The 26,921-nt window shown below is 61.1% G+C and carries 22 protein-coding genes and 1 tRNA gene; 8 read left to right on the top strand and 15 right to left on the bottom strand.

Annotated elements, in window-relative coordinates; all coding sequences use genetic code 11:
• Positions 1-256 precede the first annotated feature (256 nt).
• Positions 257-1,186, bottom strand: a complete 930-nt coding sequence (locus tag Q0X85_RS15400; RefSeq protein WP_297773366.1) for a sulfotransferase domain-containing protein — start codon at positions 1,184-1,186, stop codon at positions 257-259.
• Positions 1,187-1,329: 143 nt separating this feature from the next.
• On the opposite strand from Q0X85_RS15400, the gene Q0X85_RS15395 reads away from it, so the two are divergent.
• Positions 1,330-2,481, top strand: coding sequence for an ELM1/GtrOC1 family putative glycosyltransferase (locus Q0X85_RS15395; RefSeq protein WP_297773363.1), 1,152 nt, complete (start codon positions 1,330-1,332; stop codon positions 2,479-2,481).
• A gap of 17 nt (positions 2,482-2,498) precedes the next feature.
• Here the strand turns inward: Q0X85_RS15395 and Q0X85_RS15390 are convergent, their stop codons facing one another.
• From Q0X85_RS15390 to pdxH, 12 genes are all read right to left on the bottom strand, one after another.
• Positions 2,499-3,449, bottom strand: a complete 951-nt coding sequence (locus tag Q0X85_RS15390; protein WP_297773361.1) for a hypothetical protein — start codon at positions 3,447-3,449, stop codon at positions 2,499-2,501.
• Positions 3,450-3,640: 191 nt separating this feature from the next.
• Entirely contained in the window at positions 3,641-4,597 is a 957-nt protein-coding gene (locus tag Q0X85_RS15385) for a hypothetical protein (RefSeq protein WP_297773358.1), read from the bottom strand.
• 77 nt (positions 4,598-4,674) lie between these two features.
• Positions 4,675-5,661, bottom strand: a complete 987-nt coding sequence (locus Q0X85_RS15380) for a diacylglycerol kinase family protein (protein WP_297773356.1) — start codon at positions 5,659-5,661, stop codon at positions 4,675-4,677.
• Between the two features lies 1 nt (position 5,662).
• Complete coding sequence (locus Q0X85_RS15375) at positions 5,663-6,814, bottom strand: ELM1/GtrOC1 family putative glycosyltransferase (RefSeq protein ID WP_297773353.1); 1,152 nt, start codon at positions 6,812-6,814, stop codon at positions 5,663-5,665.
• 48 nt (positions 6,815-6,862) lie between these two features.
• Positions 6,863-7,846: a sulfotransferase domain-containing protein gene (locus Q0X85_RS15370; RefSeq protein WP_297773350.1), complete on the bottom strand. Its 984-nt coding sequence runs from the start codon at positions 7,844-7,846 to the stop codon at positions 6,863-6,865.
• Between the two features lie 208 nt (positions 7,847-8,054).
• Positions 8,055-10,034: an acyltransferase family protein gene (locus Q0X85_RS15365; RefSeq protein ID WP_297773348.1), complete on the bottom strand. Its 1,980-nt coding sequence runs from the start codon at positions 10,032-10,034 to the stop codon at positions 8,055-8,057.
• Positions 10,031-11,053, bottom strand: coding sequence for a sulfotransferase domain-containing protein (locus Q0X85_RS15360; RefSeq protein ID WP_297773345.1), 1,023 nt, complete (start codon positions 11,051-11,053; stop codon positions 10,031-10,033). The genes Q0X85_RS15365 and Q0X85_RS15360 overlap by 4 nt, the downstream gene beginning before the upstream one ends.
• Before the next feature lie 493 nt (positions 11,054-11,546).
• Complete coding sequence (locus tag Q0X85_RS15355; protein ID WP_297773342.1) at positions 11,547-15,200, bottom strand: vitamin B12-dependent ribonucleotide reductase; 3,654 nt, start codon at positions 15,198-15,200, stop codon at positions 11,547-11,549.
• A gap of 512 nt (positions 15,201-15,712) precedes the next feature.
• Positions 15,713-15,789, bottom strand: a tRNA-Pro gene (locus tag Q0X85_RS15350).
• Between the two features lie 64 nt (positions 15,790-15,853).
• Positions 15,854-16,270, bottom strand: a complete 417-nt coding sequence (locus Q0X85_RS15345) for a DUF192 domain-containing protein (protein ID WP_297773376.1) — start codon at positions 16,268-16,270, stop codon at positions 15,854-15,856.
• 47 nt (positions 16,271-16,317) lie between these two features.
• Positions 16,318-16,851, bottom strand: a complete 534-nt coding sequence (locus tag Q0X85_RS15340; protein WP_297773340.1) for a cold shock domain-containing protein — start codon at positions 16,849-16,851, stop codon at positions 16,318-16,320.
• Between the two features lie 122 nt (positions 16,852-16,973).
• Complete coding sequence (pdxH, locus tag Q0X85_RS15335) at positions 16,974-17,576, bottom strand: pyridoxamine 5'-phosphate oxidase (RefSeq protein WP_297773338.1); 603 nt, start codon at positions 17,574-17,576, stop codon at positions 16,974-16,976.
• A 156-nt stretch (positions 17,577-17,732) separates the two neighbouring features.
• Between pdxH and fabI the strand changes: the two genes are divergently transcribed.
• From fabI to Q0X85_RS15300, 7 genes are all read left to right on the top strand, one after another.
• Complete coding sequence (gene fabI / locus Q0X85_RS15330; RefSeq protein WP_297773335.1) at positions 17,733-18,539, top strand: enoyl-ACP reductase FabI; 807 nt, start codon at positions 17,733-17,735, stop codon at positions 18,537-18,539.
• A gap of 9 nt (positions 18,540-18,548) precedes the next feature.
• Positions 18,549-19,154, top strand: a complete 606-nt coding sequence (locus tag Q0X85_RS15325; protein WP_297773333.1) for a LysE family translocator — start codon at positions 18,549-18,551, stop codon at positions 19,152-19,154.
• A 4-nt stretch (positions 19,155-19,158) separates the two neighbouring features.
• Positions 19,159-19,656, top strand: coding sequence for a xanthine phosphoribosyltransferase (gene gpt, locus Q0X85_RS15320; protein ID WP_297773330.1), 498 nt, complete (start codon positions 19,159-19,161; stop codon positions 19,654-19,656).
• The gene (locus Q0X85_RS15315) at positions 19,631-20,863 is read left to right on the top strand and encodes an aminotransferase (protein WP_297773327.1); all 1,233 of its coding nucleotides are present in this window, start codon (positions 19,631-19,633) and stop codon (positions 20,861-20,863) included. The genes gpt and Q0X85_RS15315 overlap by 26 nt, the downstream gene beginning before the upstream one ends.
• Positions 20,864-20,939: 76 nt before the next feature.
• Positions 20,940-22,754: a peptidyl-prolyl cis-trans isomerase gene (locus tag Q0X85_RS15310; RefSeq protein ID WP_297773373.1), complete on the top strand. Its 1,815-nt coding sequence runs from the start codon at positions 20,940-20,942 to the stop codon at positions 22,752-22,754.
• A gap of 12 nt (positions 22,755-22,766) precedes the next feature.
• Positions 22,767-24,278 carry an anthranilate synthase component I gene (gene trpE, locus Q0X85_RS15305; protein WP_297773324.1) on the top strand — a complete coding sequence of 504 codons (1,512 nt, stop codon included), beginning with the start codon at positions 22,767-22,769 and terminating at the stop codon, positions 24,276-24,278.
• A 98-nt stretch (positions 24,279-24,376) separates the two neighbouring features.
• Positions 24,377-24,991 carry a sulfurtransferase gene (locus Q0X85_RS15300; RefSeq protein WP_297773322.1) on the top strand — a complete coding sequence of 205 codons (615 nt, stop codon included), beginning with the start codon at positions 24,377-24,379 and terminating at the stop codon, positions 24,989-24,991.
• Between the two features lie 176 nt (positions 24,992-25,167).
• Here Q0X85_RS15300 and Q0X85_RS15295 read toward each other — a convergent pair whose 3' ends face one another.
• Entirely contained in the window at positions 25,168-26,004 is an 837-nt protein-coding gene (locus Q0X85_RS15295) for an ABC transporter permease (RefSeq protein ID WP_297773320.1), read from the bottom strand.
• Between the two features lie 2 nt (positions 26,005-26,006).
• Positions 26,007-26,861 (bottom strand): ABC transporter permease, encoded by an 855-nt coding sequence (locus Q0X85_RS15290; protein ID WP_297773370.1) that lies wholly within the window; start codon positions 26,859-26,861, stop codon positions 26,007-26,009.
• Between the last annotated feature and the right edge of the window lie 60 nt (positions 26,862-26,921).

Genomic DNA, 26,921 nt, shown 5'->3' with positions numbered 1-26,921 from the left:
TAACGAGACAAGCCGCGCGGTGCCTGACCGCCGGGTGGGCGCAGCAACCTCTGTGGATCGCACTTTATGCCAGCCAAGCACTCCCGCGTTTTCAATGGCTTGAAACGTTGCAAAAGCGCCCGCCCGATGGGGCGGTCGGGCGCTGCGCGGCGGTGCCTGCGGCACCTTGATTCCGCGCATTGGTGCTGAACTCTAACGTCCGCTACAGGCCAACATCGCAAACAAATGCGGCCGCGCCGGCCCCTGACCGCTCGTGTCAGGAGGCGTTGTAACCAAAGGACGGGTCCAGCGCGTCATTGACCATCGCATCGACGACCTGAATCTGCTCAGGCGTGAAATAGTCGCGGTAGCCGCCGACCTTGCCGCGACGGACCTTGAAGGAATCGGGGTTCGCCGCGTCGCCGGGTTTGACCCGCTGCCCGCTGCCGCGCATGCCATCCTTCTTGGCCTCGCGTTTTTTCATGTTCTCGTAATCGGCATAGTCGCGGGCAGCCTCGATATGCTCGGGGCTGCCTTCGGTCCCGGTAAAGGCCACGACCTGTCGCAAAACTTCCGCAGGGTCGCTACGCAGATCCTCGTAGCGGACAAGCAACACGTCCTCGCCCAAGGCCGGCATCGAGCGGGCCCAGGTGTTGAATGCCTCGACGATCCGGGGAATGCCGCAATCGGGATTGCAGACGAAATCGAAGATGTCGACATCCGTTCCATGGGCCGGATAGGCGTTCAGGGCCTTCTTGCGCGGGCGCATGCGATAGCGCCACTGGAAATACTGCGAGACCGCCACGTCGCGCGGGTCGCGCACCAGCAGGACCAGTTTGCATCCCCGGTAATAATCCAGGTTGTCCCACGCGCCAAGATAGTCGCGAATGTAATTATTATGGCTGAACAGTACTTTGGGGGCCTTCGGGTTCAGATCGTGGAAGTTGTCGAATTCCAGCATGTAGTCGGTGTCGAGACCGAAATGCAGTTGGTAGAACCGTGACAGCATCACCCGGAACCAAGTGCGCCCGCTCTTGCCCCATGACACCAGCGCCCAGTCGGCCTCTTGCAGGTAGGCATATTCCTGTTTGCCGCGCAGGCGACGCTCCAACGCGATCTTTTTGGCCTTGGGCAGAAAGAACAGGGCGGTGAGGATCAGGTGGCGCGAGGCGACAGCCGATGCCTCGCGATAGGATATGTTGAACATGGGCGGGCAATCTGGTCTTGGGTCAGGGTTTCGTCTCCCGCTCTTAGAGGGTATCGCTCCGGGTTTGTATGGGTAATTTTGTGCGGGCCGCATGCAGGCGGAAATCTGTGGCATTCACCGCGCAACAGGGCAGGATGGCGGGCATGATCCGCAGGGCAGCGAAAACGAGAGAGACTTTGGACAAGGACGGGACGGCAAAACCGGCAAAGGTCTGGTGCCTGCTGGGGCGCAAGGCGGGCGACAACACACAGGTGTTGGCGCTGGCCGAGACATTGGGCTGGCCGTTCGAGGAAAAACGCATCCTCGCGCGCAGTTGGGAATTGCTGCCGCATCTGCTGTTGGGGCCGACGCCGATGGGGATCGACCGGCAGGCATCGAGCCCCCTGGTGCCGCCCTGGCCGGACCTCGTGATCAGTGCCGGGCGTCGCAACGAGCCGGTCGCGCGCTGGATCAGGCGGCAGGCGGGCGGCGGCGTGCGGCTGGTGCATGTCGGGCGCCCATGGGCCCCGCCTGATTGCTACGATCTGATTGTCAGCACGCCGCAGTATTTCCTTGAGCCTGCGCCCAACATCCTGGTCAATCCGCTGCCGATGCACCGGTTCACCCGCGGGCGTGTGGACGCGGCGGCGGAGCGGGCGGCTCCCGCGCTCGCGCAGCTGCCGCGCCCGTTCACCACAGTTCTCATCGGGGGGGATAGCGGGCCGTTCGTCTTTACCCCGCAAAAGGGACGGCATCTGGCCGAAGGCGTCAACCGGCTGGTGTGGCAGACCGGCGGCAGCGCCCTTGTCACCGGCAGCCCGCGCACGTCCCGCGCGGTGGCGCAGGCGTTTTGCGACGCGCTCCACGTGCCCGCGCAAACCTATTGGTGGCATGAGCGCGCGGGGGCGAATGTGCAAGAGAACCCATATCCCGCCTTTCTGGGCCTTGCGGATCGGTTTGTCGTCACCGGCGAAAGCATGTCGATGATGGCCGAAGCGGCAAGCCTGGGGCGGCCGCTTTATATCTTCGATCCCGGTGATGCACCGGGCAGCTGGTGGGGCCACGCCCATAATTTCCGGCACAAGCCGCTGAGCCATGCGCTGGCCATGCGCCTGGCACCGGTGCGGATGCGGCGGGACATCTCGCGTATCCAGGACAATTTGGTGCAGGGCGGGCAAGCCCGCTGGCTTAACGAGGCACCTGGTCTGATTGCCGACGGCGAGGGCTGGACAGAAAAAATGCGCTCCGACCCGTTGGTCGGAGCGCATCAAGCCAGCGAGAGAATTCGCGCGCTGTTTGCTTCGGCGCCAACCTGAGCGGCGCCGAAATTTGATCAGGCGGCTTTGGCCAGGTTGCCGGTGCTCAGCGGATGAGCGGTACCTGCAGGCAGGTCGGGCACATTCTCAATAATCGCGAGCGCATCGTGACGCACGTGGTTTTCTTCCATTTCCTTGCGCAGGAATTCTTCGGAAATCTTGCCTTCCTCGACACATTCCTTGACCAGACCCCAAAAGAAATTCTCCTGGTTCTTGTCGGGATGAACCTTATAGTTGCCCATCAGACCGTATTCGCCAAAGATCTTGCGGCGCATGCGCAGCACCCAGGCCGCTGGCGGGAACAGGCGGAACTTTTCGGCCGGACGCCAATCCACCGGCAGGCCGGTTTTCCACGGCTGGGTCTTGCGGCGGGTGGTGTGCAGCATCTTGGTGTCGGTGGTGAACTTGTCGAAATCGTTCCACTCGTTCTCGATGAATTCGATCTTGCTGGGGTCTTCGTTGCGCAGACCGATCCAGCGCGAGTAATCGTGGTCACCGTCGAACATGTCGTTGAACTGCTCTTCGACCTTCCAATGGGTCAGTTGCGCGCAATCCAGAAGCATCACGGAGCTGGCATAGGCCTTGTCGATCAGGCCCTTGGTGCCCGAGCGCATGCGCGCCATGATCGCATTGCCCTTCATATCCCGGTTCAGCAAGTCCCAGATATCGGCACAGGCGAAAACGTCGGGGTCGATGACCACGGCACGCCCCTCATAGCCCATCAACTCGGGCGGCATAAAGCGGGTGGGGGTGAAGGATTGCAGGTCTTCGTTCAGCCAAACCCGCTTGACCCCGTCGCGCATGTATTCCTGACCTTCGCGGGCCATGAAGAACGGGTAATCCCGGCTGTTGACGATCTGCACCTCGAACTTGTCATTGTTGTCCGAATAGCGGCGCAGCGCGTGTTCGGCGGCAATCGCGCCGACGATCTGCTTGTGGTTAGACTGGATGAATACGGCGTGTTTCATGATGTGGATCCGCAACCTCGATTTTGATTTTTCTGCGCCGCTCTATACAGGAGAATTCCGTTAGACGCCATGCATCAGAAACACAATTGAACACCTGACTGTTTTGATCTGGATCACGCAAAAGCCGCAAAATGTCGTGAAACTGTCATTGTGTTTCAGTTTGTGCGCGGAATCTTGCGTGGCGTGGCGAGTCAGCGGAACACGCCACGCCCGTAAAGATGGCGCATGAAGCCCCAGATATGGATCAGCGGGCGGCGGCGCACCTTGTCGGGGATCACCACCTCCTGGCCGGAATGGCGGGACAGTTTCCAGGCGAGGTAATCGAGCCCGCCCTCGAAAGTGAACAGTCCCTTGATCAGCCGAGCCACCGAGAGCGCCTTGCCCTGCACCCGTCGTAGAGCCCAGAGCAGGGGCGCGGCGCGGCGCGCGCGGGATGTGGCATGGCTGTGATAGATGAGCGTGCCGTCGCGGTCATCGATCCGCAGCAGCCCGTCCAGACGCGGCAGCAGGCTCCGGGTAAGTGCCTCGAAGAAGGCCTGCCCGTGCCCGGCGAGTTCGGCGGCGCGGCCCTGACGTTCGGCGCGCAGTTCCGTGGCATAGCTGAGGGCCAGGGCCCCTTGCCACAGATCCGACAGCCGTCCCTCGGGCGGAAGCGCCGGGATGGCGCGGCGCAGCAGGGTTTCGCCCGCGCGCAGAAAGGCCGCGTCCAGCCGGGCGCGGGTGGCGGGGCTGTCGCACCAGACAGGCTTCACGGGTTGGGCGAAGCGCCCCCAGAGATAGGAGTGAAACCAGCCCGGGCCGGTGCCGCGTTCGAATTGCGTGAGACTCAGCACCGCGTATTTGCAGCGCACGGTCTCGCCGTCCAGAGGGGCTTCGAGGTAATAGACATTGGGCGGCAGAATACGCCCGCCAAGGCGCAACCACAGCCGCGGCTCGGCCTGCGGTGTGTTTTCAACCAGCACGTAGAAATCAACGAGCCCATCCAGAAGGTCGGTGCTGCGCAGGCAGGAGCCGTAGAGGATGACCGCCTGGAGCCCGTCGCCGAAGCGCTCTTGCAGCGCCGTCACCAACACGCGCAGGGGGGCGGAGGTCTCTGGGTCAGGACCGTCCGGGGTGGGATACTCTGCCGGTGTCTGCGGGCCAGTCATGGGGTGTGCGTGCCTTGCATCGAGAAATCACCTGCCTTCTATAGGCCCGGGGCGGGCTGGCAAACAAGCGTCGCGCCCTAGCGCGGACGCAGAAAGCGCAATGGCCCCTCGGCGGTGATCGTGAGCGGGGCATCGGGGCCGGAGGTGGCGAAGAGTTCGCCGTCGAGGTTCAGTTCCCCCTCGAAGCGGAGCGCGATCTGCCCGGCGCGAAAGCTCTCGTAGCCGTTGTCGGACGTCACATGGCGGTTCGGGCGCCCGCGCAGCACCGACGGGAAGGCGCGGGCGAAGCGCGCGGCGCCGCCACGGATCGTGGTGAGGCCGATGGGGGCCTTTTCCCTGGCCCAGAAGGGTCGGATGCCGAGAAACAGCCGTTCGAGCGTGCTGGCCACGAGGATCAGCATCGGTGCTTCGTCGCGGCTGACCTGCGCGCCGCCCGCGCCCGTCATCTGCATGCGCACATGGGTCGGCTGGTAGAATTTCGGGTCCTGCCGGATCAGCCCCCAGACCGAGCGGATCAGGATCATCCCGAGGCTGATTTCGCCGCCAAGCCCGCGCGAATGCACCTCGCTATGGGCAAACTTGGTGGCCTGCATGATCGCCCCGGTGCCCATGAACATGCCATAGCGCACCTGACCATCGGCGGCCCCGTCGACCCGCATGATGTGACGCTCGCGGATATCGCCGTTGAGCGGTGCGCCCCGGTCGAGCCAGGCAAAGAACCGCTTGAGCGCGCGGCGATGCGAGGACGCGGTCCCGATATCGCCCGCCGTCATGTTGGCGGTGCCGCCGGGCAACACGATGATCAATGGCAGGCGATCGGGGGCCCAGTGATCGAGGATCATGCCAAGTGCTGCGGCGATGGTGCCATCGCCGCCATTGATAACCACCACGTCGGGCTGCATCGCCGCCAGTTCCGGCACCAGCGCCTCGGCCTCTTGCGGGGAGCGGGTGACATGGTGGCGGACATGGGCGTAGCTGGCGAGCCGCGCCTCGATCCGGGCCTGCCATTTGCGGTTGTTGCCGCTGGTCGGGTTGCTGATGACGCAGATGCTGGGATGGGTCATGTCACACCCCGCGCAAGAGCAGGTCGATCCGACCCAGGATGCGGGTCACGTCATCCGCGCTGGCCGTCGGGATCGGATGATCGTTGGGGGTGTCCGCCTCGGCGTCCCCGGCCCAACTGGCCAGACCACGATCGATCAGGATCTGGTGGAAACGCGGGAAATGCCGGGTCTGCTGCATCAGCCTGAGATGATAGAGCCCGCGCGCCATGGCAAGGCGGGCGGCCTCATTGGGGCGATCGTTGCGGGCGGGCTGGAACATCCACGCCGCGAGCCGCCGCCGCGCATCGTCGAGACGCCCCAGCCAGCCGAAGGGAAGCGGCAGGATTTCGAGCGGCTTGCCAAGGCGCGCCACCTCGACCTGCATCGAGATGCTGTCGCCGGTCACCACGAACCGGTCGCCGAGGGCCAGAAGGCCGGTATAGGGGTTGTCGCCCTCGGGGCGGGCCCAGTCGAACACGCGCAGGGTGTCGGGAAATCCCGCTTGCAGGCGATCCAGAAACCCGGGCGGCGTGCGCCGTGAGCCGACGAGGTAGGGCGTGCCGCCCTCGGCCAGAACCTGCGCGATGCGCGCGCGCAGGCGGGTCTCGGCCTCGGCATTGTAGACATAGGGGCTGGTCGGTCCGCCGATCAGGAATGTGACCAAGGGGCGGGGCAGGGTGCCCAGTTTGTCCTGCCATTCTGACCGCCCGTCGGCAAGCCGTTCCGGGCTGATCTGCATCAGCGGCAGATCAATCTGCATGACGTTGTCGAAGGGCGGGGGCAGCGTTTCGGAACTGGTGATGATCAGGTCGAAATGCGACATGTAATGCGAGAGCCAGCCCGCGGGCTTGCCCAGAAGCACGATCCGCGTGCGCCCGCCCGATTGCCGTTTGATCCAGAGCGCGACATTGGAGGGGCGGCGCCCGCGCGTGAGGATCAGGTCGGGCCAGGGCGGCTCCAGCGGATCGCTGCGCGCGCGGTCGATATGGTGCAGGGTGGGCGCGACGTGCGGCTTGCCCTTGACGTATTTCGGCAGCATTTCCAGATGGCGCAGTTCCGACGGCCAGCCGTGCGTCCGCTCCAGCGCCTCGGCGATCACGTCGACCTGGCTGTTATCGCCCTTCTTGTCGCCCAGAACCCGCCAGATGCTGGGCGTTGTCTGTTCTTCGCTCACATCGGCCTCGCGGGCTGCTGGCCCGGTCGGGCGGTGTCTGCTTTGGGCTCACTCTGCCTTGCTGTCGGCTTTGGTGTCCGTGTCATAGCGATACACGGGGTCGAGGGTCTTGGCCACAAGCGCGTTGATGGACTCAATCTGGTCGTCTTCAAAGTAATCGCGGAAACCGCCCACCTTGGCGCGGCGGGTCTTGTAGCTGTCGGGATTGCTCTTGTCGCCGGGGGCCACGCGCGCGCCGCTCATGCGGAAACTGCTGTCGGCCTCTTTTTTCTTCATGTTCTCGAAGGAGGCGTAATCCACCGCCTCTTGTATACGGGCGGCGTCGGCGGGGATGTCGAGGAATTTGGCGACCTGCGTCAGGGTCTCATGCGGGCTGGCGCGCATGTCCTCGTAGCGGATCACCGACAGCGCGCGCAGGTTGTCACGCTCGCGAGCCCAGATGTTCATGAAGTCGATGACCTTGGGCAGGCCGCCGCCATCGTGCATCACGAAGTCAAAGACCGAACTGTCATCGCCATCGGGCAGATAGTCGTTCAGGGCCTTTTTCTCGGCGGGCATGCGAAATTTCCACTGGAAGAACTGCGAGACCGCGACATCGCGCGGATCGCGCACCATCAGCAGCACCTTCTTGTCGTAGAAATCGACCTTGCTGTCGGTATGGCCGGTATAGTCTCCGATATAGTTGTCATGAGTAAAGAACAGCCGCGGCACACGGCCATCCATGTTGTGGAAATTGTCGAAACCGATCAGAGTATCCTCGGGCAGATCATAGACCTGCTGATAGAGGCGCGAGACCATCACGCGCAGCCAGGTGCGCCCGCTCTTGCCGAAGGACACCACCACGGCGTCGGCCTTTTGCAGACTGGCATATTGCTCACGTCCCCGCTGATAGCGCTCGGCGCGGATGCGCTCTACCGCATCCGCGCCGGTCAGATCAAGCTTGAGCTTTAGAAGCTGTCGGCTCGCTTTTTTCCAGGCAACCTTGCTCGCCGCCGGAAGCGAGGCACGCAGAAAACGGAATGCATTCTTCATTTGCGGCTCAAGACTTGGAAAGGTCCGGCTTTCCTGTCGGCAGTCTTGCCTCTATTGAGCAACGAAAAGGATAACATGATCCATCTTTGAATGGTCGAGCTGCCTGTGTCATGCATGGGCATGAGCCTTCTGTTCGGTTCTCACGATTTCCGTTCGGTTCGTGATTGGTCGTCGGGTCCAATACTCATTCTGTACGACGATTGCCACATCAAAATCGTTCTTGCGCGCCGGAGGTCGTCGTGTCTCGCCGCAAGGCATCGACGATTGTCGGACCGAACAAACGCTCGCCGCAGGGGCTGAAATGATCGACGTCCCAGAATGTCAGACAGTCACCTTTCACTAGCGAGTCACGGTCAAAAGCCAAAGCATCAGAGAGGGAAACATAACGAAACGCAGATTGGCCTGCAGCGTGTGATTTCAATATCCGCTCCAGGCTGGCGAATCGATCAAGAGCGACGGGATTGAACCGCAAAACACCCGGATTGTAGTTTTTCGGGTTGTCTAGGTTGACGCGCGCCTCGGCGAAGGGGCCGAGCCACACGATATCCAGTGAGTCGTGAAATGTGGCAAGGTACTGCGCGGTTTTTTCGATATTCCTCTCGGAAATACGCGTCTGTGTGCCGCGCTCGAAGGCGGCGTTGCTGTCGCCTTCATTACGGTGATCGAGGATGTAATGCGATCCCGAGACGTGAAAGATCACTCGCGAGATTGATCCGCGGCGCTCTTCCAGAAAGGGTACCACAGCATCGTAAGAACATTTGGCCTTGAATTCGTAGGGGCGGCACCCACCGCGCGTCAATCCGACCAAAAACGGCGGCCAGTCGCCGCTGCGAAGGGCGTTGTAGATGTTCCTTGCATGGGAATCGCCCAGCAGGAACACCGCTTTTCCATGAGTTTGGACGCAGCTTTCGAACTTGGCAGCAAAATCATCGCTTAGGACTTCGTCTCTGAATCGGCAGCCGTCATCTGCGGTGCGGGATCTTGTCGCGGAGGGGTTCAGCCTCTTGTAGTTGGCGCGGGTCACGGGATCCAAGCGATAGTCAAGGTAAAAGGCGCGAAACCCGTCGGTTTGCATGCCCGCCAATCCGCTGCCCCCGAGGATCACCATGCACAATGCTGCCGCGCCGAATAACCGTCGCGGCGGCAGAGCAGACACGCGCCGGAATGGGCGTTCGACAAAACGCCAACTGAGACAGGCAATCGCGAAGGACAGCAGGCAAACACCGAACAAAAGAGCCGAATTGTCGCTGCCGGTGCCAATTCGGGTGAAGGCCAAGAGCGGTACATGCCACAAATAGAGCGAGTAGCTGACCAAGCCGATAAAGACCATTGGCCGCCAGCCGAGAATTTGACCTGCAAGACTTGAGGAGTTGGCAAACGCGATGACCAGCACCGCCCCCAGACAGGGCAGGAGGGCCGCAAGGCCGGGGAACGGCGTGCTGTTGTCATAGGTAAAGACCGCGATGAGGATCATCACGGGACCGGCCAGCGCGGCATGGCGCATACGTCCACCTTCGCGCATGGCAGCCCCGCGTGCGCTCATCATCCAATAGGCTGTCAGGGCACCTGCCATCAGCTCCCAGAGCCGTGTGTGCAAATGGAAGAATGCCTTGGGGGCTTCGCCTCTGTCGATATACCACTGTGCAAATGCCATGCTGACAAGGGCCACGGCAAAAAACAGCATTGCCTGACCTTTGGGCCCCAGCCGCCAGCTAAGCAACACCGCCATCGGAAAGATCAGATAAAACTGTTCCTCGACCGAAAGGCTCCAGTTGTGCAAGAGTGGTGTCAGCTCTGCGGCGTTGGCGAAATATCCGCTGACATCCAGAAAGTACTCATTCGCCAGAAACACTGTCGAGGCAAGGACACTGCCGGCAAATTCCTTCATCGACGGCGGATCGAGCAGGGCCCATGCGATCGGATAGATTACGGCCATCATCACGAAAAGCGCCGGAAATATGCGGCGGATGCGGCGACCGTAAAAGCCGGTCAATGTGAACTGGCCGTCCTTGCACTCACCAAGGATGATCGAGGTGATAAGGTAGCCGGAAATGACAAAGAAAACGTCAACCCCGACAAAACCGCCGGAAAACAGCCCAATCCCTGCATGGTAGAGCACCACCGGAAGGATCGCGACCGCGCGCAGACCGTCGATTTCAGGCCGGTATGTGAGGGAATGATCGCTCATGCCGTGAAAGGGGCAGTCCGGATCACGCCATCCGCTTCACCATCTGATTCTCCCTCGGATGCCGTTGTGCCGTAACCTAATATCGGATCGAGCGTATCATCCACAAAAGCATCGATTACCTCGATTTGCTCGTCCGTGAAATAGTCACGATAGCCCCCTACCTTCGCACGACGCACCTTGAAGCTGTCGGGGTTGTCCGGATCACCGGGTTTGAGGCGAGTGCCGCTTGTTTTGAACCCCTGTTCAGCCTCTTTCTGTTTCATTTTCTCATAGGACGCATAAGCCACTGCCTCGGCAATCCGGGCCTCATCGGCAGGGATATCAAGAAACCCGGCGATCTCTGCCAAAGCCGCGTGGGGATCGCTGCGCATCTCCTCGTAGCGCGCCATGATAAGGTCGCGTACGTTCTCGCGCTCGCGCGCCCAGCCGTTCATGAAACCTATAACGCGTGGAAGCTCGCCGCACTCCCGCTGCACGAAATCGAATAACGAGACCTCGCTCCCATGGGGCAGCTCTCTATTCATGGCCTTTTTCCACGGCTTTTTTCGGAAACGCCAGTGAAAGAACTGCGAAACCGCCACGTCGCGCGGATCACGCACCAGCAGGATCACCTTTTTGTCGTAGAAATCGGCCTTGGTGTCGAGATTGCCGGAATAATTGCGTATGAAATCGTCATGTGTGAAGAAAACGCGCGGGATGCGGGGATCCATTTGGTGAAAGTTGTCGAATTCGATGATCACATCCTCGGGCAGGTCATAGAGCTGCTGATAGAGACGCGAGATCATCACCCGAAGCCATGTGCGCCCGCATTTGGGATGCGAAACGATAACCGCATCCGCCTCGCGTAACATTTCGTATCGCTCGCGACCGCGCAGCATCCGCTCGGCTTGCATGCGCGTCTCGTCATCCGCCCTGGTCAGCTTGAGCCTGAGCCTGACCAGACTGCGCCGAGTGCGCTTTCGGGCCGACCTTAGGGCGTGTTGCAAAGCGGTGCCCAGAACTTTACTTTTGTGCTTCATTATAGCATCGACTTCATTTGCAACTTCGCCTGGCCAGGATCACTGAGTGATGATTCATTATGCTCGTGGCGCGAACTGTCAATACCATGCCATGCCCCGCTCTGTTCTGTCGAACATCCGGTGTCCGCCCTGTGCCGGATCAGCATTTTGCCCGGAAAGGTCTCCTTGCCGCGTTCATATGCCGTCATTGAGGGGTCCGTTCTTGCAAAAAGGTGATCTGTTGATCGATACGCTGATCTCATAAAGCGTAAAACGCAGCGTTTCGATGCGAAAATCGCCTCGATGGTCCGGAAACCGCGAAAACACCGAAAAACGCGGCAATTGGTCATAGGTTGGCAGGACCGCTGAAACCGCGTCATGAGCCTGAAAGAAAAAGAGGGGGCACGATGGCCCCCTCAGGTTCGCGGATCGGGCTATTGAGTCACCGCCCGATTGTGGTTGTCGCCTGTCTCCGATCCGCGTCCGGGGCGAGCGCACCCGCCCCTGAACCTTGTCAGCTACACCCGCTCGTCGAGCCGCAGGTGTTGCATTTCATGCAGGTGCCGTTGCGCACAAGCGTGTAGTTGCCGCATTCGCCGCAGGCTTCGCCCTCATAGCCCTGCATCCTCGCCTTGGTGCGGGCATCCATCGACATCGAGGTAGAACTCGCCGACACGGATGTGACGCTGGTCTTGACCGTTTCAGGCACAAGGGCCTGAAGCGCGGCTTCGGCATCCAGACTGCGCGCGGTGGCTTGCCCGCCCTGAAAGACGACCAACTCTTGCGGCAGACGCTTGCGCAGATAACCGGTAGAGCTGATCTGCTTGAGCACCTCCAGCGAGCGTGAGGCAGACTCAGTCGACATCTCCTTGATATTGCTCACGCCTTCCTCTTCGCCACGTCCCAGATCGTCAAACGATGCGCCCGAGGGTTTGACATGTGCCAGATCGGTCCGGTCGAGATAGCTCACCGCCAGCTCGCGGAAGATATAGTCGAGGATCGAGGTCGCATTCTTGATGCTGTCATTGCCCTGCACCATGCCGGCCGGCTCGAACTTGGTGAAGGTGAAGGCATCGACGAATTCCTCAAGCGGCACGCCGTATTGCAGGCCGACGCTGACGGCGATGGCGAAGTTGTTCATCATCGCGCGGAAGCCCGCCCCTTCCTTGTGCATGTCGATGAAGATCTCGCCAAGCTGACCGTCCTCGTATTCGCCGGTGCGCAAGTACACCTTGTGCCCGCCGACGATGGCCTTTTGGGTATAGCCCTTGCGGCGCTCGGGCATCTTCTCGCGGTTGGAGCGGACGATTTCCTTGATCACCACCTTCTCGACGATCTTCTCAGCCAGAACGGCGGCCTTCTCCTGTGCGCTGCCCTGTTCGAGGATTTCGGCGGCGTCGTCGTCATCCTCGACCAGCGCCGATGCCAGCGGCTGGCTGAGCTTGGAGCCGTCGCGGTAGAGCGCGTTGGCCTTGACGCCGAGGGACCACGACAGCTCATAGGCTTTCTGGCAATCCTCGATGGTGGCGTCGTTGGGCATGTTGATCGTCTTGGAGATCGCCCCCGAGATGAACGACTGCGCCGCTGCCATCATGGTGATGTGGCTTTGCACGCCCAGGTACCGCTTGCCGGTCTTGCCGCAGGGATTGGCGCAGTCGAACACATGATAGTGCTCTTCCTTGAGGTGCGGCGCGCCCTCCAGCGTCATGGTCCCGCAGACGTGATCGTTGGCGGCGTCGATATCGCGCCTAGAGTAGCCCAGATGCGCGAGCAGGTCGAAGGTCGGGTCGTTCAGCTTGTCGTTGGGAATGCCCAACACCTGCGTGCAGAATTCCGCGCCGAGCGTCCACTGGTTAAAGACGAAACGGATATCGAAGGCCGAACCGAGCGCCGCATCGACCTTGGCCAGTTCCGCCTCGCCAAAGCCGTGGCCGACGAGCGAGGTGTGGTTAATTCCGGGCGCATTGCCGATGGTGCCGTGACCCACGGCGTGGCCGATGATTTCCTCGATCTGCGCCGAGCCGTAGCCCAGCTTTTCAAGCGCGGCGGGCACCGACTGGTTGATGATCTTGAAATAGCCGCCACCGGCCAGTTTCTTGAACTTCACCAGCGCGAAATCGGGCTCGATCCCGGTGGTGTCGCAATCCATCACCAGACCGATCGTGCCGGTGGGCGCGATCACCGATGTCTGCGCATTGCGATAGCCGTGTTTTTCACCGAGTTTCAGCGCCTCGTCCCAGGATGCCATCGCCATATCGATCAGCCGCGCATCGGGGCAGCTCTTGTGGTCGAGCGGCACCGGTTTGACGGCGAGCGCCTCATAGCCTTCGGTTGCGCCATAGGCGGCGTTGCGGTGGTTGCGGATCACGCGCAGCATGTGGCCTGCGTTTTTCTTGTAGCCCGCGAAGGCCCCCAACTCGCCCGCCATTTCGGCGCTTGTGGCATAGGAGACGCCGGTCATGATCGCGGTCAATGCACCGCAGAGCGCGCGGCCCTCATCGCTGTCATAGCCGTAGCCCATGTTCATCAAGAGGCCGCCGATATTGGCATAGCCGAGGCCAAGCGTGCGGAAGTCATAGCTGCGCTGCGCGATCTCTTTCGACGGGAATTGCGCCATCGTCACCGAGATTTCCAGCGTCACCGTCCAGAGCCGGGTGGCGTGCATGTAGGCTTCGGCGTCGAACTGCCCATCGACATAGAACTTGAGCAGGTTCATCGAGGCGAGGTTGCAGGCGGTGTCGTCGAGGAACATGTATTCCGAGCACGGGTTGGAGCCGCGGATCTCGCCATCCTCGGGGCAGGTATGCCAGGCGTTGACGGTGTCGTGATACTGAATGCCCGGATCGGCGCAGGCCCAGGCCGCGTGGCCCACATCCTCCCACAGGTCGCGCGCCTTGATGGTCCTGGAGACCGAGCCGTCGGTGCGGTTGATCAGCGCCCAATCCTCGTCATTCTCGACCGCCTTGAGAAAGGCGTCGGTGACGCGGATCGAGTTGTTGGAGTTCTGGCCGGAGACGCTTGCATAGGCCTCGGAATCCCAATCGGTGTCGTAGGTCGGGAATTCGATGCTGTCATAGCCCTGCTTGGCATAATCGAGCACGCGCTTGACGTAGGTCTCGGGGATCTGCACCTGTTTCGCGCCGCGAATGGCGGCTTTCAGCTGCGCGTTGGTCTTGGGGTCGACCGCATCCTCGGTGCTGCCATCCCAGGCGCGGATCGCGGCGAAGATCTCGTTGAGTTTCAGCTCGTGCATTTTCGATCCGGCGACGATGCTGGCGACCTTCTGCTCTTCCTTGACCTTCCAGTTGATGAATTCCTGGATATCGGGGTGGTCGGCGTCGCAGATCACCATCTTGGCAGCGCGGCGCGTGGTGCCGCCCGACTTGATCGCGCCCGCCGCGCGGTCGCCGATCTTGAGAAAGCCCATGAGGCCCGAGGATTTGCCGCCGCCCGAGAGCGGTTCGTTGGCGGCGCGCAGGCTGCTGAAATTGGTGCCGGTGCCGGAGCCGTATTTGAAGAGCCTGGCCTCGCGCACCCAGAGATCCATGATGCCGCCATCGCCAACCAGATCGTCCTTGACCGACTGGATGAAGCAGGCATGCGGCTGCGGATGCTCGTAGGCGGAGGCGGATTTGGTCAGCTCGCCGGTCTCGAAATCGACGTAGTAGTGGCCCTGGCCGGGGCCGTCGATGCCATAGGCCCAATGCAGGCCGGTGTTGAACCACTGCGGCGAATTCGGGGCGGCCATCTGGCGGGCCAGCATGTAGCGCATCTCGTCGAAATAGGCGCGGGCGTCGGAGTCGTTGGTGAAGTAGCCGCCCTTCCAGCCCCAGTAGCACCACGCACCCGCCAGCCGGTCAAAGACCTGCTTGGCCGAGGTCTCACCGCCGAAGCCGTCATTGTCCTTGGCAGGCTTTGCGCGCCACAGGAACTCCGGCACGCCGTCCTCGGCGACCTTCTCCAACCTGTTGGGCACGCCCGCCTTGCGGAAATATTTCTGCGCGATCACGTCGCTCGCCACCTGGCTCCAGCCAGCGGGAACTTCGATCTCGTCAAGTTTGAAGACCGTGGTGCCATCCGGATTGCGGATCTCTGAGCTCGTGCTCACAAACTCCAGCGCCGCGTAGGCGTCTTGTCCGTCGGTGGTGAATTTTCTTTCGATCTTCATCGTTGCTGCCCCATAACAAATGGTATTGGGCCATTCGGCCCGGTGTGAGTGGTCGCCAGCTCTTCCAAGGCACGTCCTCATCCGGGCCGCATCCCTGATGTGCGGCCTGATACGCGCCCGGTTGTCCGGCTATGTCGAAGTTGGGTAACGTGTCCCTGCCAAGGCGGATCACTATATATTGTGGTCTTAGCGCCTGTGCACACAATCTGGCGTATATTGCCCCGTCTGGTCAACGGAAAATTTAGCTCTTTTTCGATAAAAAAGATTTGACTATCAGCCGCGCTGCAAAGGTGCCCTGATGGGGATGATTCATCCACAGCCGCCCGGGCGCCGGCCTGCGTCGAGCAAGAATTGAGAACCCGTTTAGAGTTGCCTACTTAGGTGGCAAAGCTTGCAGATTACTTGAACCCGTGGCCGAGTTATGCACAAGGCCGACGCGAAAGCGCGGGTCCTTTGGTGCCTCGCCTCTTGTGTTAAAAGAGGAGACTGACATCTACATGTTGTGTGAAAAATGGTCGGGGCGGCGAGATTCGAACTCACGACCCCCTGTACCCAAAACAGGTGCGCTACCAGACTGCGCTACGCCCCGGACCGTGCGTCTCCATACTCACGAATGATCGGCTTGAAAAGCCAAAAACCGGTCTGCCGGTGCTTTATTGACTGTCCGCGCAGGTCCAGGCCGCTTTGGACTGGTCGATCGCGGGATGCCGCATCATCCAGCCCTCGGAAATACCGATCTTGCGCGACAATCCACCATTGATTTCGAGCACAGCGAGGATGCCACTGCCGCCCATGATCGGCGTCTCGTCCAGCGGTTGTGCTTCGTGGTGCACTTTCTTCACCGTGCCTGTCTCGTCCAGAAAGATCATGTCGAGTGGGATGAGCGTGTTCTTCATCCAAAAGCCGACACGCTGCGGCTCTGGATAGATAAACAGCATCCCGGCACTCATCGAGAGAGTTTCACGGTTCATCAAGCCTTGGGCGCGTTCAGCCTTGTCGTCGGCAACCTCGACACGAAACCGCGCCGTGCCCGCATCACTTCGGAGCATTGCCACATCGTCGCGGCACATTTCCGCCGATGCCGCACCCGCGACTACGCCAAACAAGGCCGCGCAGATCACTCTGAAGATTTTACCGCCGTTTCCCATCCACACACCTCGGTTGCCATACGCCCCCTTTTACCATCAATCACCCGGATGGCCAGAGCTTCTCCGGGTTGGACATCGGCCAGACCGGACCGGCGCAATACCTCGACATGCACGAAGACATCTTCTTCGCGGCCGAAGGTGTTGGCAAATCCAAACCCTTTGCCTTTGTCGAACCACTTGACTCGGGCAGGCTCCAGCGGCGCACTGCGGATCACCTCCGGGTCGATCTCGTCCAGATCGGCCAGCCCCGCATGCTCTATGTCATCGGGCGGATTGATCGCGTGAACGGTCACGGCCTGCCGGCCACGCTCCGTTTGCTGAATATCCAGCTCCACTCCGGCCCGGTCCGCAACGGAACTTTGACCGAAGTTGCGAAGCACATTGGCGTGCAGCAATATATCAGGACCGCCTTCATCAGCGATAACAAAACCGAACCCTTTAACCGGGTCGAACCATTTAACGCGCCCTTTTACTCTGCGAATCTCATCGTCTTTTGTCGTCACTTTTTCCTACCTAACAGCCTTCATCCCCAAGACTGCCTTTACACTTGCTTCATATCACTACCGGCATGCAAGCTCAAAATTACTATTAATTTCAACGTTTTGCATTTCACGTGACGTGAAATTCAGGGGTTGAGGCGTTGAATGTTCCAGCTTTCCCCGGCGGAATTCCGGCGCCAGGCAAAGCGATCATGAAGCCGATACGCACCGTCTGCCCAAAATTCAATCTCATGCGGTGCAATTTTGAAACCTCCCCAAAAGGATGGCCTGGGCGGATTTGGCCCTTTCTGCGCAGTGATCTTCGCCACTTTGGCCATCAACGTGGCACGCGACGCGAGCGGCTTGGACTGATCCGAGGCCCAAGCCCCAAGCCGACTCTTGAGCGAGCGCGAGGCGTAATATTCGTCGGCGCGCGCGCCCTCTTCCTTCGACACCGTGCCGCGAATGCGGATCTGGCGGCGCAGCGATTTCCAATGCAGTACCATCGCCGCCTTGGGATTGCCCGCGAGTTCCTGTCCCTTGGCGCTGTTGTAATTCGTGTAGAAGATGAAACCGTTATACGATATCTCCTTGAGCAACACCATCCGCACATTGGGCATACCGGTTCCATCCACCGTCGCAAGCGCGACGGCATTTGGATCGTTGGGTTCGGTTTGCTCGGCTTCGGAGAGCCAGTCACGAGCGATTTCGAAAGGGTCGTCGCCCGCGAAAATTCCGTCACGTTCCATGCGTTTAGGGTATCCCAGTTTGTCGAATTCTGCACAATACGGCAGAAATAGGTCGTCAAGATCAGTTTGACAGCATGTACCTGTCCATGACCAGCCCTTGATGCAATCCCCCCAATCGCCTAAAGGTCAAAAAAATCGCTGTGGCGGGGGCCGGGAATGTCGAACACTCTGATGACGGGAAAGCGCGGGTTGATCATGGGCCTCGCCAATGACAAGTCCATCGCGTGGGGAATTGCACGCGCATGCGCTGAGGCGGGTGCAGAACTGGCGTTCAGTTATCAGGGCGAGGCGCTGAAAAAGCGGGTTGACCCGCTGGCGCAGCAGCTTGGCTCTGACATCGTGCTGCCCTGCGACGTGGCCGATATGTCTTCGATCGACCAGTTGTTCACCCAATTGGGAGAGCATTGGGACAATCTCGATTTCATCGTGCATGCCATCGGCTATTCGGACAAGAGCGAGTTGCGTGGCCGCTACGTGGACACAAGCCGCGACAATTTCCTGATGACGATGGATATATCGGTCTATTCCTTCACCGCCGTCATGCAGCGCGCTGAAAAGATGATGAATGCGGGCGGTTCCGCGCTGACGCTCACCTATTACGGGGCCGAGCAGGTCATGCCGCATTACAATGTAATGGGCGTGGCCAAAGCGGCGCTGGAGGCATCGGTGAAATATATGGCCGAGGATCTGGGCAAGGACGGTATCCGCGTAAACGCAATCAGCGCCGGGCCGATCCGCACGTTGGCCGCAAGCGGTATCGGCGATTTCCGCTATATCCTGAAATGGAACGAACTCAATTCGCCGCTTCGCCGCAACGTGACGATCGACGACGTTGGCGGGTCCGCACTCTATCTTTTGTCTGATCTTGGCTCGGGCGTCACAGGTGAGAATCTGCACGTGGACGCTGGCTATCATGTCGTCGGCATGAAGGCTGTCGATGCCCCCGATATCGACGCGACCTGAGGCCGTCCCGTGACTGCGCTCGATCTTCTGGCTTTCAACGCGGTTCTCATGGTGGCGATTCTCAGCCCCGGCCCGGCGCTTGTTTTCGCGTTGCGCACCGCGCTTGCGGATGGGCGTGGCGCGGGGATCGCGGCAGGTATCGGGCTCGGCCTCATCGCTGCTGGCTGGACGCTTGCCGCGCTTTTGGGGCTGGAGGCAGTCTTTGCGGTCTTTCCATGGGCCTACGTCGCTCTCAAGGTCGCGGGGGCCGGCTACCTGCTTTACCTTGCCTGGAGCACCTGGCGTACTGCGCATGCCCCGTTGGCTGATACCGTGCAAAAGCCGCGTGGGCGCGCCTTTTTAGACGGCGTTTTGATCAACCTGGGCAATCCGAAATCGGTGTTGTTCGCGGCATCCGTTTTGGTTGTCGTTTTTCCCACAGGGCTGACGGCACTGGAAATAGCGATGATCACCGTCAATCACATGGTGGTCGAATGGATCTTTTATGCAGGGTTCGCCACGCTGCTCAGCGGGGCCGCCGCCCGTCGCGCCTATCTTGGCGCAAAGCCGTGGATTGATCGCGCGGCTGCCCTGTTGATGGGGGCACTTGGGTTGAAACTCTTGTTGAGCAGGTGAAAAAATGACCGACCGTCTCCCCCATGAAAAAGGCTTCCATGTCAGTTGGGACCAACTCCACCGCGATGCGCGCGCGCTGGCATGGCGGCTTCAGGGCGAGGCGCCTGAGGGCGGATGGCGTGCTGTCGTGGCGATCACTCGCGGCGGAATGGCCCCTGCGATGATCGTGGCCCGAGAGCTTGATATTCGCACCGTCGATACGATCAGCGTCAAATCCTACAATCACCAGACCCAGAGCGAGCCGGTGGTGATCAAATCCCCAGATATGGACATCATGGGCGATGGCGCAGGCGTGCTTATCGTGGATGATCTTGTGGATACGGGGCGCACACTCGAAGTTGTCCGAAACCATCTGCCCCAGGCGCATGTCGCCACGGTCTACGCCAAGCCGATGGGCCGCGAGCAGGTGAATACATTCATCACCGAAGTAAGCCAGGACACCTGGATATTTTTCCCGTGGGACATGGCACTGCAATATGTCGAACCCTACAGGGGCGTCTGATATGATGGCGCATGGTCGAACCGCTGGTACGTTCAGCCCGCCCGTGATGGAGGCGCGGCGCTGGCTCGAGGGCATCAGTTTCCCGCCTGAACGCCCGCTCATAAATGTCAGTCAGGCCGCACCGGTTGCACCGCCGCCCGAGGCGCTGTGCCGTGCCTTGGCCGAGGCGGCGATCAATGTGCCGCAGGCGCATCTCTACGGCCCCGTTTTGGGCCTGCCCGAGCTGCGCGAAGAGGTGGCCAGGCAATGGTCGGCCGCCTATGGTGGCGCAGTTGCTCCTGCGCAGGTCGCGATTACGTCGGGATGCAATCAGGCGTTCTGCGCAGCCATCGCAAGCCTGTGTGGTGATAAAGATGAAGTTATCCTGCCAACGCCTTGGTATTTCAATCATAAAATGTGGCTCGACATGTCGGGCGTGCAGGCGGTGCCGCTTCCGGCGGGGCGTGATCTCTTGCCCGACCCCGAGCAGGCCGCGTCGCTGATAACGCCGCGCACTCGCGCGATCGTGCTGGTCACGCCCAACAATCCGGGCGGTTTGGAATACCCGGTCGAGCTGACGCGCGCCTTTTATCGTTTGGCGCAAGAGCATGGTCTCGCCTTGATCGTCGATGAGACCTATCGAGATTTCGATGCCCGTTCCGGCGCGGGGCATGACCTGTTTGAAGATCCCGGCTGGGATGCAACGCTGGTCCAACTCTACTCGTTTTCCAAGGCATACCGGCTGACCGGTCATCGCGTCGGCGCCATGGTCACCAGCGCCGCGCGACTGGCCGAGGTGGAAAAGTTTCTCGATACGGTGACGATCTGCCCCAACCAGCTTGGCCAGATTGCCGCGCTGTGGGGCATGCGCAACCTCGCGCAGTGGCTCGCTGGCGAGCGTGCCGAGATCCTTGACCGGCGTGCCGCCATTCATGACAACATGCCCAAGCTGACCGGGCAGGGGTGGCAGCTCTTGGGATGCGGGGCGTATTTTGCCTATCTGTCCCATCCTTTTGCGATGGCATCGGACCGTCTTGCACAGCATCTGGTAAAAGACGCAGGCATTCTGCTCTTGCCCGGAACAATGTTCCGCCCCGAAGAGGATGCTGCGGGCGCGCGGGAACTGCGTGTGGCATTTGCCAATCTCGACCGGGCAGGCATTGATACCCTGTTCGATCGTCTTGCAACGCTCCGCTCGCCCCTTGTCCCGTCCGGCGACACCGCGTAGACAGTCTGCCAGACAGGCATCAGCCACATATCGACAGGGGGCCATATTCGTGGGTAAAGGCATTTCCAAAGGCGCAATGTGGGTCCTGATGGGCCTCTTGATCGTGGGCCTGGGTGGGTTTGGTGCGACCAACCTTTCCGGCACCGTGCAAAGCGTCGGGCAGGTCGGTGAGGCCGAGATCGACGTCAACACCTATGCCCGCGCCTTGCAGAATGAAATCCGTGCGCTTGAGGCCGAGCGCGGTGAGAGTATCAGCCTGGCCGAGGCGCGCGCCGCCGGGGTGGACCGCGACGTGTTGTCAAGGCTGGTGTCGCGCGCGGCGCTCGAGCATGAGGCGGCGCGTCTGGGTCTTTCCATCGGTGACGAAAACCTGCGCGATCAGATCCTCGAAATCCCTGCATTTCAGGGTCTCGACGGCAGCTTCGATCGCGAATCTTATGCGTTCGCCTTGCAGCAGGCCGGTCTCAATGAGGCCGAGTTCGAGGACAATATCCGTGCCGAGACAGCCAGCACCCTGATCCAGGCCGCGGCGCTCTCCGGCCTTCAGGCCCCTGAGACGTACATGAACAGGATGATGACTTACCTGGCCGAAGAGCGTAGCCTCGCCTTTGCCGTGCTGGATAGGCGCGCGCTCCAATCGGGCCTGCCGGTCCCCTCCGAGGCCGATTTGCAGAGCTATCATCAGAGCCACCTGCCGCAGTTCACCACCCCCGAGGCCAAACAGATCACCTATGCCTGGCTGACCCCGGCGATGATCATTGATACGGTCGAGGTCGATGAGGCCGCGTTGCGCGCGGCGTATGAAGAGCGTGAGGCCGAGTTCAACTTGCCCGAACGTCGGCTGGTCGAGCGTCTGGTTTTTGGAGATACACAGTCGGCCACGCGGGCCTTGGAACGTATCGAAGAGGGTGTCGCACTCGAAATGCTGGTCTCCGAGCGGGGATTGGAAATGGCCGATGTGGACCTAGGGGATGTCACCCGTGAGGATCTGGGCAATGCGGCCGAGGCGGTCTTCGCGGCCGAGACGGGCGAGGTTGTCGGGCCGGTCGATACAGATCTGGGTCCGGCGCTCTTTCGTGTGAATGCCGTCCTCGCCGAACAGGTGACCCCCTTCGAGGAGGCCGAGCCGCAGCTGCGCGACCTGCTTGCGGCCGATCGGGCCCGCAGGGTGGTCGAGGGCAAGATCGAAGCGGTCGACGATCTTTTGGCGGGTGGTGCCACGCTTGAAGATGTTGCGCGTGAGACCGACTTGGAATTGGGCAGTGTGAATTGGCATAGCGGCGTGACAAAGGGCATTGCTGGGTATGATGCCTTCCGGTCCGCTGCGGCAGACGTCACTCAGGACGATTATCCGGCGGTCGAGCAGTTGCAGGATGGCGGTCTCTTCGCGTTGCGTCTCGACGGGATCGAGGAGCCGCGCATTCAACCGCTCGAAGATGTGCGCGAGCGGGTCCTGCGCGGATGGCGCGCCGAGGCAACGGTCGGGGCGCTCAAGACGCAGATCGAGCCGCAGCTCGTGGAGTTGCGCGCCGGAGCGAGCTTTGACGATCTGGGGCTGGAGGCGACCGAGGTCACCGGGATGACACGCCGTGACTACCGCCCCGAGGCTCCTGCGGAATTCATCGAGACCGTATTTGGCATGGAAGAGGGCGAGGTGACGCTTCTCGAGGGGGAAGGTCGGATTTTTGTTGTTCGGCTGGATGAAATCCAACCGCCAGCCAATGACCCCGAGGATGAGGATCTCGCTCGCCTGCGCACCGCACTTCAGGATCAGGCCGCTTCCGATCTGGGGCAGGATCTGTTTCAGATCCTCGCCAATGATATTCGCGCGCGGGCCGGGGTCGAGCTTGATCAGTCGGCGCTCAACGCCGTGCATGCTAACTTCAACTGAGGACTGCGCCGCGTGGAACTGACCCCTTCCTTTGACGAGTTCGCCCGCGCCTATGAGGCGGGGGAAAACCAGGTGGTGCATACCCGGCTTGCCGCCGACCTCGATACGCCGGTGTCCTTGATGCTCAAGCTGACGGGGGCGGCGCGCGATGCCTTCATGCTGGAGTCGGTCACCGGTGGCGAGGTGCGCGGGCGCTATTCGATCATCGGCATGAAGCCCGATCTGATCTGGCAGTGTCACGGGCACACGAGCCGCATCAACCGTGCCGCGCGCTTTGACAGCGATGCTTATGAGGATCAGGACGGCGATCCGCTGAGCAATCTGCGCGCGCTGATCGCAGAGAGCCGCATCGACCTGCCCGAGGATCTCCCGGCGGCGAGCGCGGGGCTGTTCGGCTATCTCGGCTATGACATGATCCGGCTGGTCGAGCATCTGCCCGATGTGCCGACCGACACGCTCGGCCTGCCCGATGCCGTGATGCAGCGCCCCTCGGTGGTGGCGGTGCTCGACGGGGTCAAGGGCGAGGTGATCGTGGTCGCGCCCGCATGGGTCAGCAGCGGCCAATCTGCCCGCGCCGCCTATGCGCAGGCCGCCGAGCGGGTGATGGATGCGGTGCGCGATCTGGAACGCGCGCTGCCGCAATCGAGCCGCAACCTGGGCGAGGCGCATGAGGACGCAGCACCGGTGTCGAACTTTACGCGCGATGGCTATAAGGCTGCGGTCGAAAAAGCCAAGGAGTATATCCGCGCGGGCGATATCTTTCAGGTGGTGCCGTCGCAGCGCTGGTCGCAGCCGTTCCGGCAGCCGCCCTTCGCGCTTTACCGCTCGTTGCGCCGCACCAATCCGTCGCCGTTCATGTTCTACTTCAATTTTGGCGGGTTTCAGGTGGTTGGGGCCTCGCCCGAGATATTGGTGCGGGTGTTCGGCAATCAGGTCACCATTCGCCCCATTGCGGGCACCCGGCCGCGCGGCGCCACGCCTGAGGAGGATCGCGCGCTCGAGGCCGATCTGCTGGGCGATCAGAAGGAACTGGCCGAACATCTCATGCTGCTCGATCTGGGGCGCAATGATGCGGGTCGCGTCAGCCGCATCGGCACCGTGCACCCGACCGAGGAGTTCATTATCGAGCGCTACAGCCACGTGATGCATATCGTGTCGAACGTGGTGGGCGAGTTGGCCGAGGATCAGGATGCGCTCTCGGCGCTCTTGGCGGGGCTGCCTGCGGGCACCGTCTCGGGCGCGCCCAAGGTGCGCGCGATGGAGATCATCGACGAGCTGGAGCCCGAGAAACGCGGTGTCTATGGCGGCGGTGTCGGCTATTTCAGCGCCGGCGGCGACATGGACGTGTGCATCGCCCTGCGCACGGCGGTGGTCAAGGGGGAGACGCTCTATATTCAGGCCGGGGGCGGCGTCGTGCATGACAGCGACCCCGAGGCGGAATACATGGAGACGGTGCATAAATCCAACGCCATCCGGCGCGCGGCGGCCGATGCGGCGCGGTTTGGCGGCGACGGCAACCTCTGATCCGCATTTGATACAGGTCAATGTGTGATGCGCGTTGCAGGCGTATCTCTCGATAATCATATTCCTATTTTGGAATGTATATATCAGGAGGGAACGCAATGACCTATCTCACTCGCTTCGCCACCCCTGCGCTCTTGGCGCTGACACTGGCGATAGCGCCGCAAACGGGCCTTGCCGAGACGCTCAGTCTTCAAGCGCCGGTCGCCGTCGAGAGCCTGAGCAAGAGCAAGCAGACCGAACCGGGCCTGTATATCACCGCCGCCGAGGCGGGCCGTATCCTTGAGGATAAGGCCAACGTGGCGCTGATTGACGTGCGCACCCCGTCCGAGACGATGCTGATCGGCTATCCGACGCCCGCAGCCGCCAACATTCCGTCGAAGCTGGTCGATCCGGAGCTTGAATTCAACGCCAAGAAAGGCGTCTACATGATGGTCGATAATCCGACCTTCGTGGAGGAAATGCAGGCCTGGCTGGCGAGCGACGCGGCCTCTGGTGTCGACACGTTGATGATCATGTGCCGCTCTGGCTCGCGCAGCGCGGCGGCGATCGGCAAGCTTGTCGAGGCCGGTGTCGATGTCACGCTCTACAACGTCGTCGACGGGTTCGAGGGTGACAAGAACGACGACGGCGTGCGCGCCGTCAATGGCTGGCGCAATGCGGGCCTGCCCTGGACCTATAAGGTCCGCAAGGGGCTTTGGCCGGGCCATAACTGACCCGACCAGAGGCGGCGAAGCCCCTCCCAAACGCCGCCGGGTTTGATAACTCCGGCGGCGCCTTGCATATCTAGAGGGCCCTGCACAGCCGGGCGGCTGACGTCACGCGCCGCCTTGAGAGCGGTACGCGTCATCGCCTCGGTGCTGTTGGGGTTGATGAGGATGATCGGCATCGCTCAGACCATGCCCTTGCCCGCGTCCGAGCCTCGGTCCTTTTGACGAGACAGGAGCCAGACACTCAGGAAAAACGCTCCGATGATCAGCAAGGAGAAAAGCGTCGTCAGCGTGCCGAGCGCAAAGATCACCGGGGTGGTGACATTGGTGGTCATGCCGAAGATTTCCAGCGGCAGGGTGTTGTAGCTGCCCGCCGTGAGCAGGGTGCGGGCGAATTCATCATAGCTCAGCGTGAAGCCGAACAGCGCGACCCCCAATAGCGACGGTGCGATGATCGGCAGGACAACATGCGCAAAGGTCTGCCACGGCGTCGCCCCCTGATCGCGCGCGGCTTCCTCATAGCTCTTGTCGAACCGGTTGAACACCGCGAACATGATCAACAGACCAAAGGGCAGGGTCCATGTCAGCTGACTGCCAAAACCGGAGGTGACCCAATGCACCTTGAACCCCAGTTGATTGAAGATCAGCCCGACCCCGAGAGAGATCAGGATCGACGGGATCACCAGCGAGGCGATGCTCAGGTAAAACAATAGCGTCGCGCCTGCAAACCGTTTGCGAAACGCCAGCCCCGCCAGAACCGAGACCGCCACCGTCGTCACCATCACCATCAGCCCGAGCGCGAATGACCGGCGGAAACTGCCCCAGATATCACCGACGGCCTGTTCTTCGAACAGATCCCGGAACCAGTGCAATGAGACACCGTTCATCGGAAAGGTCAGCCCACCCTGCGGCCCCTGGAAACTCAGGATGCCGATGGTCACGATCGGGCCGTAGAGAAACAGCACGAACAGCCCGAAGAAAACGGCCAGCAGGTAAAAACTCCGGCTGCGGCGTTCCATGCTCACAACTCCTTTCGGATATCGACCAGCCGCAACAGCACAGCGATCACGATCAGCACCGTGCAAAGCAGCACCACTGCTGTCGCTGCGGCCGAGGGGTATTGCAACAGGCTGATATCGTTCGAGATGAGACGCCCGACATTGGCGCGCTGCGAGCCGGACATGAACCGCACGGTGATGAAATCCCCCATCACCAGCGTTGTGACAAAGATCGTGCCGATCATGATCCCCGGCTTGCACAGCGGTACGATCACGTTCCAGAGGGTCTGAACGCCATTGGCACCGCAATCGCGCGCCGCTTCGATCAACGACCGGTCGATCCGCATCATCGAGTTGAAAATCGGCACCACCATGAACAGCGTGTAGAGATGCACGAAGGCAAGGATCACCGAAAAGTCGGAGAACAGCAGCCATTCCAGCGGCTCATCGATGACGCCCCAGCTGATCAGCGTCGAATTCGCGATCCCGTTGCGGCCAAGAAACGGAATCCAGCTGATCATGCGAATGATGTTCGACGTCCAGAACGGGATCGTGCAGAGCAGGAACAGCGCGATCTGCCATTTCAGGCTGCGCACCTCGAACGCCAGAAAATACGCCACGGTAAAGCCGATGACGAGGGTGAAGGCCCAGGTAATCACGGCATATTTGAGCGTGTTGAAAAACACCGTGTAGGTCACGGGCGAGCTGAAGAGGAACTGGTAATTATCGAATTGAAAGGCCGGATAGATCGAATACTCGGTCGCGCCCCAGAAGCTGACGATCACGATCATGAGGATCGGGGCCACGAGAAACCCCAACAGCACGGTCGCCAGCGGGGCCGCTTGCAGCCATCCGACAAGGTTTCGATTTCGCAGCACCCGGCGCCTCTTCTTCTTGGTAAAAATACTCTCCGGGGGGGCTGGGGGGCGGAACGCCCC

It is taken from the genome of uncultured Roseovarius sp., assembly GCF_947259555.1.
Lineage (GTDB): Bacteria > Pseudomonadota > Alphaproteobacteria > Rhodobacterales > Rhodobacteraceae > Roseovarius.
The sequence above is the reverse complement of the archived record's forward strand: the minus strand, read 5'-3'. Positions and strand labels throughout refer to the sequence as shown.

Bases quoted from the DNA above. Each gene is read 5' to 3' on its own strand.
- Q0X85_RS15400 (WP_297773366.1), bottom strand. From the start codon at position 1,186: ATGTTCAACATATCCTATCGCGAGGCATCGGCTGTCGCCTCGCGCCAC.
- Q0X85_RS15395 (WP_297773363.1), top strand. From the start codon at position 1,330: ATGATCCGCAGGGCAGCGAAAACGAGAGAGACTTTGGACAAGGACGGG.
- Q0X85_RS15390 (WP_297773361.1), bottom strand. From the start codon at position 3,449: ATGAAACACGCCGTATTCATCCAGTCTAACCACAAGCAGATCGTCGGC.
- Q0X85_RS15385 (WP_297773358.1), bottom strand. From the start codon at position 4,597: ATGACTGGCCCGCAGACACCGGCAGAGTATCCCACCCCGGACGGTCCT.
- Q0X85_RS15380 (WP_297773356.1), bottom strand. From the start codon at position 5,661: ATGACCCATCCCAGCATCTGCGTCATCAGCAACCCGACCAGCGGCAAC.
- Q0X85_RS15370 (WP_297773350.1), bottom strand. From the start codon at position 7,846: ATGAAGAATGCATTCCGTTTTCTGCGTGCCTCGCTTCCGGCGGCGAGC.
- Q0X85_RS15365 (WP_297773348.1), bottom strand. From the start codon at position 10,034: ATGAGCGATCATTCCCTCACATACCGGCCTGAAATCGACGGTCTGCGC.
- Q0X85_RS15360 (WP_297773345.1), bottom strand. From the start codon at position 11,053: ATGAAGCACAAAAGTAAAGTTCTGGGCACCGCTTTGCAACACGCCCTA.
- Q0X85_RS15355 (WP_297773342.1), bottom strand. From the start codon at position 15,200: ATGAAGATCGAAAGAAAATTCACCACCGACGGACAAGACGCCTACGCG.
- Q0X85_RS15345 (WP_297773376.1), bottom strand. From the start codon at position 16,270: ATGTGCCGCGACGATGTGGCAATGCTCCGAAGTGATGCGGGCACGGCG.
- pdxH (WP_297773338.1), bottom strand. From the start codon at position 17,576: ATGGAACGTGACGGAATTTTCGCGGGCGACGACCCTTTCGAAATCGCT.
- fabI (WP_297773335.1), top strand. From the start codon at position 17,733: ATGTCGAACACTCTGATGACGGGAAAGCGCGGGTTGATCATGGGCCTC.
- gpt (WP_297773330.1), top strand. From the start codon at position 19,159: ATGACCGACCGTCTCCCCCATGAAAAAGGCTTCCATGTCAGTTGGGAC.
- Q0X85_RS15315 (WP_297773327.1), top strand. From the start codon at position 19,631: ATGTCGAACCCTACAGGGGCGTCTGATATGATGGCGCATGGTCGAACC.
- Q0X85_RS15310 (WP_297773373.1), top strand. From the start codon at position 20,940: ATGTGGGTCCTGATGGGCCTCTTGATCGTGGGCCTGGGTGGGTTTGGT.
- Q0X85_RS15300 (WP_297773322.1), top strand. From the start codon at position 24,377: ATGACCTATCTCACTCGCTTCGCCACCCCTGCGCTCTTGGCGCTGACA.
- Q0X85_RS15295 (WP_297773320.1), bottom strand. From the start codon at position 26,004: ATGGAACGCCGCAGCCGGAGTTTTTACCTGCTGGCCGTTTTCTTCGGG.